The following is a 9,127-nucleotide window of genomic DNA, read 5'->3' on the forward strand; positions in this document are numbered from 1 at the left end:
AAAGAAACGAGCCAGCCCCGCCGGTACCTGCCACTGTGTCACCACCCGTAGGCCCGTGTCCCTGACTCTGTCATTGACGCGAAGAAAGCCGACGCGGCCTTGAGGATCTCGTTCACCCGCTTCAGCTCGGCGTTCTCCTTCTTCAGCCGCTTCAGCTCGGCCGATTCCTCGGTCGTGGTGCCCGGCCGGGTACCGGCGTCGATCTGGTCCTGCCGCACCCACTTGCGCAGCGTCTCGGTCGTGCCGATCCCGAGCTTGGACGCGACCGCTTTCATCGCGGCCCACTCGGTGTCGTAGTCGGGCCGCACCTCGGCGACCATCCGCACCGCACGACGGCGCAGCTCAAGCGGGTATGGGGAAGGACGTGCCATGACTCGATCCTCTCAAATGATCGAGTCCCTACCGAACCCGGAACGGTTCAACCAGATCATCAAGTACGCCCACGACTACGGACAGCACACCGCCTACCTCGTCATCTACAACATCACCGACAAGCTCCTCGACCTGCCCACCGACGGCACCCCCGGCGCATGGCCCCCGTACACCGAACTCTCTGGCGTCCGCGTCTACTTCATCCAACGTCCGCGTGGCGCCACCCACCACCACCAGCAAAGCCGGCAAAGCCACCCGCGTCACCCTCACCAAAGACGACCTCACCAACCCCGACACCACCTGACGCCGCGCCACTTCAAATAGCAGCTCAGTGGAACTGCACCACGATCAACCAACCTGCACAGGCCACATCCGCGCAGGTCAGCCACCACCACCCCACCCGGAACCACACCCCGAACACCCCGAGCGCCGCGAACAACACTTAGAAAAACTGAGAAACCCCAGCTCAAAGCCACGACAACAGCTCAGAAAGACTGGGCGGCGACAACCTGGTCGAGCAGCTCGCCTCCCGCAGTGGCAAGCGCAAGATCCTCCTCCAACGCGACGACGAGGGCCGGGTCACCGCGGCCGGCGGCGGGGGCGATGGCGACATTGTGGGTGATCTTCGCCGCTTAGATGAACGCGTACACCGCGGTCATCGATCGCTCTCCTTCGCGAAGAAGATCGCCGTTTTTCGCAGCACCTCGATCGTCTGGGCCTGTTCACGAGCCAGCTTACGCAGCCGGCACAGCTCTTCGCGCTCGGCCGTCGTCAACTCGCCCCGTGCCTCCCTGCCCCGGTCGACCTGGTCCTGCCTGACCCAGTTGCGCAGCCCCTCGGCGCTGTGGCCGAGTTCCCGGGCCACCTCGGTGACGGTCCTGCCAGAGGAGCGAACCAGAGCGACCGCGTCCCGCTTGCACTTCTCCGTGTACTGCCTGCTGCGGTTGCTCTTGCTTCCTACCTGGCACTACTTCCTCTGGAACCTCACGTCCCAGTCTCCAGGTGTTCAACATCAAGGGGAAGCTTCATACAGCTCATGCCCCCAACAGCCCGGCATCGCGGTCAAGTGGCGAACGGCTCAGTTTGATGAGATGAGGAATTGGGCAGCGCAGTCCACAGCGCGCCGAATCCCAGGCTCAGCGTGGGCCGCCAGTTGTCCCTGCCGCGTTCTCATGTGGCCGCATCCGATCACCGCGCGCAAGTGTGTCATCCACGGCGCTCTTTATGTCCGCTACGGCAGCTTTTGCTCGGTGGAGCAGATCACCGTTTTCCTGTATGGCGACTCTCTGATTCTCGATCTCGACAGCCTGCCAACTCTCAACGAAGAGTGCAGATTTCTTGCAACGGACATCAGCCTTTGCCGTGTCCACTTCTTCTTGAGACGGTTTGGTCATGTTAACCCACGAAGGTGGCTTTTCTTCGGAAGCCCAGCGAGGACGTTCTATCACTTCCTCCGGGTTTTTGTATTGAAATCCCTGTTTCTTCATACAGATGCGCCACTTGTCGGCGGATCTTTCAACAATCTCACTGGTGCGCGCTTTTTTCCATGCCGCTAGCTGAATCTGGTTTAACTCGCTAGCGTAAGGAGTCGTCTGCAATTCCTTCATTCCAAGCTTTCGGTAGGCTTCCCCTCGACATCCTCCTTCCGGAACGGACTGCCCCTTGTGCTTCCTCGTCGCCTCTCCGGTGTAAACATTTCGAGTGGCTTCCGGTATCGCCGCAGTCCTCTTTCTGGATTCCTCTCTGGCCTTTACCACCTCGCCCCATGTCATGCTATCTGGGGCGGGTGGGCTGTAACCGAATTTCTCTACAAAGCGCTCGTCCGCCACACCGTAGCGGCGTGAATCCTTAGTCGCGGGTCCGGCCGCATCCGTTGGCGGGGGCCAGTTCAGGTCGAACTCCTCCATGCATGCGCTGGCAAGCATGTAGATCGCTCGATCCAGCCGCTGCGTGTACCCACTGTCCAGCCGGTAGGCGTCGAGCGGCATCGACGCGGAAGATCCTGCGTACTGCTGAGGCTTGGGACGGATGGTGAGGGGCGTCCCCTTAGGCTCTGTTGCGGCGCCATCGAGTGAGCAGCCGACGAGAGCTGCCGCGAGCGCCAGAAGCGCAACCGCCTGTCTGCCTTTCATCGTGAACCCCTAGTGTCCTTCGTGGACCGGTGGAAAATGGTGCGGCTTGCTCCGCAGAGCAAGCCGCACCATTTACTCATCTGTCATTACGGGCAGTTGACGTTGTTGGCGAAGCAGTGAGAACTCCACGAGTTGGCCTCGCCGAAACTGCTCCAGTTGGTCTTGCCGCCGCCAGGCTCCCCAAGTCCCAAGCCGCCGTAATTGGCGAACTGCCAGTAGGACACCTGCGTGTCGGGGTCCCGGTTCCACGTCGAGTTCACCGTGTTATCGATCCCGATGTTGGTCCCGTAGTAGGTACCGGTGTAGGACGGCTTGCTGTACAGAGTGTCGTAGACGCGGCCCGTCTGGTTGTCGGCGTCGTAGAGACAGACCTCTCCGCCGTTCGAACTCTCGCAGACGCCGTTGTAGCTGCCGGCCGAGGCCGTACCGGAAAACGTCCCGATGGCGATGGCGGCCGTGACTGCCGTGACCGCAAGGCGACGAATTATGGACACAGAGACTCCACTCCTTGTAGCGGACTTGAAGGAAGTGTGCACATCCGGAAAGTAATCCGATGAGGCGAACAGGATCAGCCCATTCCTATGCGCTTCCCGCAGGGTGCATTTGCCACTCCGAGAGGGAATTATGCTGATAAATTGCCAGGCGCATATCGTTATCTTCGTGTGCATACCATGCCAGATGTTTTCTGCGGAAATGGTAGCGACTTTGGCGCTTTCTGATCGTTGGGCGAGATGGGTCAAGGCCGGGAACAGGCGAAGCCGTCACCAGGCGAGCGGTTGTCGCATCCAATTGCTCTCAAGGTGATGATCCGTACATTTCCACCGAGTTTCTGGATGAGGTGAGCACGGAGTGCGGTCGGACCGGGCAGTGGAAGCCGCTGTGGCTGTCCCGGGTGGCGTCCATTTCACGCCGGCGATGTGCCTGTGCTCTGGGCAGGGATGCGAGGAGATCGCACGGGTTTCACTCAATGGGCTGGAACGGATGGGCCACTGGAGGCGGAGGTGGCGGGTGCCGGCCACCGCGGTGATCGGTCGGGCGCACCGGAACCGCTCATGGTCCTGTTCGCCTGGTGTGCCGTCCGGTGGCGACCGACGAGACGAGCGGACGATGTCCGCGAGGAGGTCCCCGCCGAGTGTGACTGCCAGAGCAAGGTCAAGGAGGATCTTGCCGGGGTCGTGGATGGTCCGTGGCTTCCGCCACGGCGTGAGCGCCGTGGATATCGCCTGGCCAAGGCCAGTGTTACGGACCGTTCGACGAGCAGGACCGAACCGACATACGAGGTGATCTGACGGAGCAGCATCCCGCACGCGCACGCACGCGGACACCACGCGGATACTACGAACTGATAGGCTGCTTCACCTGGAAAGTGCCTTTGCCGGGAGTCGGAACGAGGACCTCAGTAGTCTTCATTCCCACTGGTCAGAGGCACATTCAGCTTCGGCTGACCGCCTGTCGGACAGTCCGCTTCATGAAAGGCGTGAGGCCAGGGACCCGCCTGATCGTCGATTGGAGCGACGCTCGGGCGGTTCTTGCTCGTCTAGGGTGATGGCATGTCCCGACAACTCATCTCCATATCCGTCCAGTTGAGCAGACGAGGTGGCCTGTCCTCGAAGGTCACTGCGTCCTCGTACGACGGAGGATGCCGGTGAACAATCCGCTTAGGGCTGTGGCCATCTTCTGTGGGTTACTGGTGCTTGCCCTGCTGCTCCGCGCGAACTGGTTGCAGTACGTGCGAGCCCCGGAGCTCGCCTCCGACTCGGAGAACCGGCGGGTGCAGATCGAGCAGTTCGCCGCCCCGCGCGGAGACATCGTCGTAGGTGGCCGGGCCGTCACCGGCTCCGCCGAGACACGGGGCACCGACCTCAAGTACAAGCGCACCTACGTCGACGGGCCGCTGTACGCAGCGGTGACGGGATACGCATCGCAGGCGCAGGGCATGACACTGCTGGAGAAGACGTACGACGACATCCTGACCGGAAAGGATGATCGGCTGGTCTTCCAACGGTTCGCCGATGTCGTCAGCGGCGAGGGCCAGCGCCCCGGCTCGGTGGTCACCACCATCGATCCGAAGGCGCAGAATGCTGCTTATGACGGGCTGACCGATCTGAAGGGCGCGCGGGGAGCCGTGGTCGCGTTGGATCCCACGACTGGGAAGGTGCTGGCCTTGGTGTCTGCGCCCTCCTACGATCCGTCGCAGTTTGCCGGCAGCACGTTCAAGGAGTCGGACCGGTTCGTGGCACTCGACAAGGACAAGCGAAAGCCGCTGGCCAACCGGGCGCTACGTGAGACCTACCCCCCCGGTTCCACCTTCAAGATCCTCACCGCAGCGGCCGCTCTGGATCACGGAATCCTCACCGACATCGACGCCCCCACGGATGCTGTCTCCCCCTATCCGCTGCCGCAGTCCACCAACAAGATCGGCAGCGAGGCCGGCGACGCTGTCTGTGACAAGGCATCGATGAAGACCGCGATGCAGCACTCCTGCAACAACGTCTTCCTCGACGCTGCGGCCAAACTCGGCCAGGACAAGCTGCGCGAGACAGCCGAGAAGTTCGGCTTCAACGAGGACGTCTACTCCGACGACTTCGGTGACCTGCTCGCCACCAAGAGCCTCTACCCCGAGGACCTTGACAAGCCGGGCACCGCGCTCACCGGCATGGGGCAGGGCAGCCTCACCAGCACACCGATGCAGATGGCCATGATCACCGCCGCACTGGCCAACGACGGAAAGCTGATGCAGCCCTACATCGTCGACGAAGTTCGTGGCCCGGATCTCAGCACCCTGAAGAAGACCGAGCCTGCGGTAATGAGTCAGGCAGTCTCCGCTGCCACCGCACAAAAGGTGCAGCAGATGATGGAGTTCACTGCCGCAGAAGGCAGCGCGAGACGTGCGCAGATCGATGGGATCACGGTCGGGGGCAAGACCGGTACCGCTCAGCGTGGTGTCGACGTGGCCAAGCAGGTGCCCTATGGCTGGTTCGTCTCGTACGGCAAGAAGCAGGATGGCTCCTCCGTCGCCGTAGCCGTCTTCATCGACCCGACCGACATGGACATCTCACGCGAAGCCATCTCCGGTGGCCGTCTCGGAGCACCTATCGCGCGCAGTGTCATGAAGGCAGTCCTGCAGCCGTAACGCGATGCCCGCGCCAGCAGTTGATCACTGAGCCGTTTCCAACCTGACGGTTGGTTGGATCAGTCCCCCGGCAGTGGGCATGAAGCAAGCTCCTGGGAAACGGGTTCACCGGGCGGAGGGGGCACCCGGCTGAGTGGCGACAGTTCAACAGTCCTCGCTCGTGTAAACGATGGATGGGATGCCACCACGGGAGATCGCCAAGGAGCTGCAGCTGACGGAGGCCACCGTGCGATCCCGCCTGCGTCACGCCCGGAAAGGGGTACGGTTGCTGCTCATGGCCGACGATTCAGCCTGAGGCTGCCGACAGCGGCGACGGCTTAAAACGCCGTGGCCCCCTCAGAGTCATACGAGGGGGCCACGGGCCTCAGGCACTCCGGGACGCGGGCGTGTCAGGTCAGGTCAGGTCAGGAACGGAAGCGCGAGAGCCAGGTGCCGCCGGCCTTCTGCTCGGACACGGCCTGGCCCTGCTGCAGGGGCTCATCTCCGATGCGTTCCGCCTGACGTCCCGCGGTGATGGCCCGTTGCTTGCACTCATCGCACAGGTGCGGGTGGGCATCCAGTGGGGCGTCCCACCCGGCGGGCTCGATGGCCTTCCAGCGTTCGTCGGTGAACCGGGTGCCGCAGCCGGCGCACACGGGACGGTTGGCCTCCCGCTCGGCCCTGTGCTGTGCGGCGATGCGGCGCAGCTCCTCCTTGTGCTCCCGCTGGCGGGCTGCGTACTCGGCTTGCTTGCGGGCGTCGTGGGCTTCGCGGCGCGGGTTGCCGATCGCCTCGAGGAGCGTCTGGTGGTGCGGTCGGCCGAAGCGCCGGAAGACCGCTCCGGCCGGGCCGTGGTCCTGGAGGTGCTTCATGCCGGTGACGACGATGGGCAGCTTGCCGTCGTACATGTGGAAGCCGTCCTCGTACCAGGTGCCCTTCCAGTGCCGCTCGGTCAGCTCGGCCAGTTGCGCGATGACGGTGTCGGGGTTGCGCGGGCCGATCCGGTTGAAGACGAGCAGCAGCGGCGGGTGCGGTTGGTCGCCGTGGCGTCCGTCGGGCACCCACCAGCGGGTGCGCCACGTCGGCCGCCCACGGCCGTCGACGTCCTTCACCTTCCGCTGGCCGAACCGCATGTACTTGTCGATCTTCGCGGCGAGGACCTGCGCGGACTCGAAGCAGTTGTCGATCTCCACGAACAGCAGCGGCACCCCGTCCTCGGGCGCGGTGATGACGATGTCCGCCTGGGTGCCGCCCTTGCCCGGGTTGGCCCAGGTGCCTGTCGCGGGCAGCGCCACCTCGGTCGCGTAGGAGGCGATGGTGCCCAGCCCGGCGGGCGCGTCGACGGCGGCCTGGGCGGCGGCGCGGACGTCGGCCGGCTCCTTGGCGAGCTGGGTGAGGTCCGGTTTCGGGCGCAGCAGGGCGAGTACGGCTTCGTTGACCGTCATCGGGTGGGAGGCCCCGGTGCGGCCCGCGCCGCGGGCCGGGTTGCCCATCTCCCCCACTGGCCGCCCCAGCTCGCGAGCGGCGGCCTTCAGGCCCATCGGGGTGAGGTTGCGCAGCGTGTCCCCGCCCGGGAGCTGCCCGCCGTTCTCCGCCAGGCCGTGCTTGCGCAGATCGGACAGCGCCCCGGTGTGCGAGGCGGTGCGGGCCTGCTTCCGCTTCGACGGGGTCGGCTTGTCGGTGTGCCGGTAGTTCAGGTGCGGTGCTGAGATCTGCTGGATCTGTTCGACTGTGGCGACCTTCAGCACTCCGAGCACGCGCAGCACGTCACCGCGCAGGTTGTTCGACGACCCCGCCGGGTTCTCCTCACGCTTGCCCGCCATCAGCTGCGCTCCTTCCCCGTCGTCTGGCACGCGCGGCCACCTGCCGCGCGCCGGCCGCGCCCGGCCGCCAAGGGCACCCGGCCCCCGAACCCGATGATCTCCTCCTCTACTGACATCACTTCAAAGTTCAGGAGTAGATAAGAGGGTCGTGACAACGCGGCGCGCGGCCGTATCTGCGTGGTGACCTGGTCTTTCTCCGTCCGGCTCGGTGCCGGACACCAAAGTGGGTTCCACAGTGGCCTCCCAAGTGCGCACCACAGGAGGCCGAGACGGCTTGCCCGCTGGTGGTCGGGCCCGTGGTCGGGGCGGGCGCGCCGGGCGCCTGCCGGGGGTCGGTGCGTGGTCATCGCAGTGGCTCCTTCGCTTCCGGCCGCCCTGGTGGGCGGGGACTCGAGGGAGCAGCGTGCAACCGACCCCCTTGTCCGCGGTCTAACCGTGGCCGGTAGCGGGCGCGGTCAAGACATCTCAGGGGGCTATGAAGTCAAGCCGCCTGCTCGGTTGGGGGTGACAGGAGCGGTGCGAACGCATGCTGTCCGTCAAACTGCTGTCGGGTCCTGAGGCAGTGGTGGAGCTGGCCGAGGAAGCGGTTCAGCAAGTGCCGTTGTGCGGCGGCATGCCAGTCTCCGTGCTCGCGTCGGCGTCGGTAGTGCGCGTTCGCTCCTGGTGATGCGGTGAGGGCGGCGAAGGCCCAGAGGAAGCCGGCGTTGATGAGGCGGTTGTTCTTGACGAACCGGCGTCCAACGAAACGCTTCTTGCCGGAGGCCCGGGTGATGGGGGCGGACCCGGCATACGACTTCAGCGCCCTGGCGTCGGCGAACCGTGCCCGGTCGTCGCCCAGCTCGGCGAGCACGCGGGCGCCGAGCATGGGCCCCAGGCCGGGGAAGCTGAGCAGGATCTCGCTGTCGGCGTGCTGGTGAAAGGCGGCTGTGGCCGCCTCCGCGAGATCGTCCGCGGCCTGGCAGGTGGCGTCCAACTGCTTGAGCAGGGCCAGGAGCTGGTGGCCGAAGGCAGCCTCGACGCCGGGCAGCTGGTGGGCGTACTCGGCGCGGAAGACGTCCCGCAGCCGCTCGGCTTCCGCGTCGCAGCCGCGGAGGCGGCCACTGCGTTTGAGGGCGCCCCGCAACTGGGCGAGGGTGAGCTTCGCGGCCTTGGCCGGGGTTGGCGCCAGAGTGAGGATGACGCGGGCGTCAGCCCTGGTCAGACCGCCTTGCTTGCCTTGGAAGGCCAGCAGAGCAGCGGGGTAGTACTCGCGCAGGAGTGAGCGGACCTGGTTGGCGACCTGCTGCCGAGTCCAGACGGCGTCCTGTTGCGCTCGGGCCAGGACGGTGATGGCCTGGGCGAGTTCGGAGTCGGCTGGCAGGGGCCGGTGGGCGTGCATGTCGGTGCGCAGGATGTTCGCCAGGACCAGGGCGTCGCCGGGGTCGGACTTCTTTCGGCTGACGCCGTGGCGGTCGCGGTAGCGGGCGGCGGCGAGCGGGTTGATCGCGAAGACCCGACGGCTGCCGGTGTGCAGGCTCGCGACCAGGAGGCCGTGGCTGGTCTCGATGGCCACCGGTATCGGATCGTCTGGGTTGTCGCCGTGCTCGGCCAAGAGGTTTAGAGGTCATCTCATTTGGCTACCTCGGTAGGCTGTGGGGCGTGGTGGGGATCGTTGAGCGGCTGGTGCCGGACGAGTTGTGGGAGTTGTT

General features: G+C 65.1%; 6 protein-coding genes and 4 pseudogenes. 3 read left to right on the forward strand and 7 right to left on the reverse strand.

The features are described from left to right. Positions 1–83: 83 nt before the first annotated feature. A pseudogene (locus tag ACZ6KF_RS33605) lies at positions 84–371 on the reverse strand (transposase); the annotation flags it as partial. Positions 372–387: 16 nt separating this feature from the next. Between ACZ6KF_RS33605 and ACZ6KF_RS33610 the strand changes: the two are divergent. Continuing rightward, the gene (locus ACZ6KF_RS33610) at positions 388–696 is read left to right on the forward strand and encodes a hypothetical protein (protein WP_469241959.1); all 309 of its coding nucleotides are present in this window, start codon (positions 388–390) and stop codon (positions 694–696) included. 331 nt (positions 697–1,027) lie between these two features. On the opposite strand, the pseudogene ACZ6KF_RS33615 reads toward ACZ6KF_RS33610, so the two are convergent. The 4 genes and pseudogenes from ACZ6KF_RS33615 to ACZ6KF_RS33630 form a co-directional block, all read right to left on the reverse strand. Beyond that, positions 1,028–1,303: pseudogene (locus tag ACZ6KF_RS33615) on the reverse strand (transposase); the annotation flags it as partial. Positions 1,304–1,508: 205 nt separating this feature from the next. After that, the gene (locus ACZ6KF_RS33620) at positions 1,509–2,504 is read right to left on the reverse strand and encodes a hypothetical protein (protein ID WP_469241961.1); all 996 of its coding nucleotides are present in this window, start codon (positions 2,502–2,504) and stop codon (positions 1,509–1,511) included. 86 nt (positions 2,505–2,590) lie between these two features. Next, positions 2,591–2,998 carry a peptidase inhibitor family I36 protein gene (locus ACZ6KF_RS33625; RefSeq protein WP_469241963.1) on the reverse strand — a complete coding sequence of 136 codons (408 nt, stop codon included), beginning with the start codon at positions 2,996–2,998 and terminating at the stop codon, positions 2,591–2,593. Between the two features lie 612 nt (positions 2,999–3,610). Then, positions 3,611–3,804: pseudogene (locus ACZ6KF_RS33630) on the reverse strand (IS1380 family transposase); the annotation flags it as partial. Between the two features lie 345 nt (positions 3,805–4,149). On the opposite strand from ACZ6KF_RS33630, the gene ACZ6KF_RS33635 reads away from it, so the two are divergent. Both ACZ6KF_RS33635 and ACZ6KF_RS33640 read left to right on the forward strand, forming a co-directional pair. Continuing rightward, a complete protein-coding gene (locus tag ACZ6KF_RS33635; protein WP_469241965.1) occupies positions 4,150–5,637 on the forward strand; it encodes a peptidoglycan D,D-transpeptidase FtsI family protein in 1,488 nt (495 codons plus the stop codon). Between the two features lie 178 nt (positions 5,638–5,815). After that, the gene (locus tag ACZ6KF_RS33640) at positions 5,816–5,932 is read left to right on the forward strand and encodes a sigma factor-like helix-turn-helix DNA-binding protein (protein ID WP_469160973.1); all 117 of its coding nucleotides are present in this window, start codon (positions 5,816–5,818) and stop codon (positions 5,930–5,932) included. Positions 5,933–6,041: 109 nt separating this feature from the next. On the opposite strand, the gene ACZ6KF_RS33645 is transcribed toward ACZ6KF_RS33640, so the two are convergent. Together ACZ6KF_RS33645 and ACZ6KF_RS33650 are read right to left on the reverse strand one after the other, a co-directional pair. Then, a complete protein-coding gene (locus ACZ6KF_RS33645; protein WP_469241967.1) occupies positions 6,042–7,439 on the reverse strand; it encodes a replication-relaxation family protein in 1,398 nt (465 codons plus the stop codon). 481 nt (positions 7,440–7,920) lie between these two features. Then, positions 7,921–9,039 (reverse strand): annotated as a pseudogene (locus ACZ6KF_RS33650) (IS110 family RNA-guided transposase); the annotation flags it as partial. Between the last annotated feature and the right edge of the window lie 88 nt (positions 9,040–9,127).

It is taken from the genome of Streptomyces sp. NPDC046379 (genome assembly GCF_055587785.1).

Coding starts and splice junctions, on each gene's coding strand:
- ACZ6KF_RS33610 (WP_469241959.1), top strand. CDS start 388: ATGATCGAGTCCCTACCGAACCCGGAACGGTTCAACCAGATCATCAAG.
- ACZ6KF_RS33620 (WP_469241961.1), bottom strand. CDS start 2,504: ATGAAAGGCAGACAGGCGGTTGCGCTTCTGGCGCTCGCGGCAGCTCTC.
- ACZ6KF_RS33640 (WP_469160973.1), top strand. CDS start 5,816: ATGCCACCACGGGAGATCGCCAAGGAGCTGCAGCTGACGGAGGCCACC.
- ACZ6KF_RS33645 (WP_469241967.1), bottom strand. CDS start 7,439: ATGGCGGGCAAGCGTGAGGAGAACCCGGCGGGGTCGTCGAACAACCTG.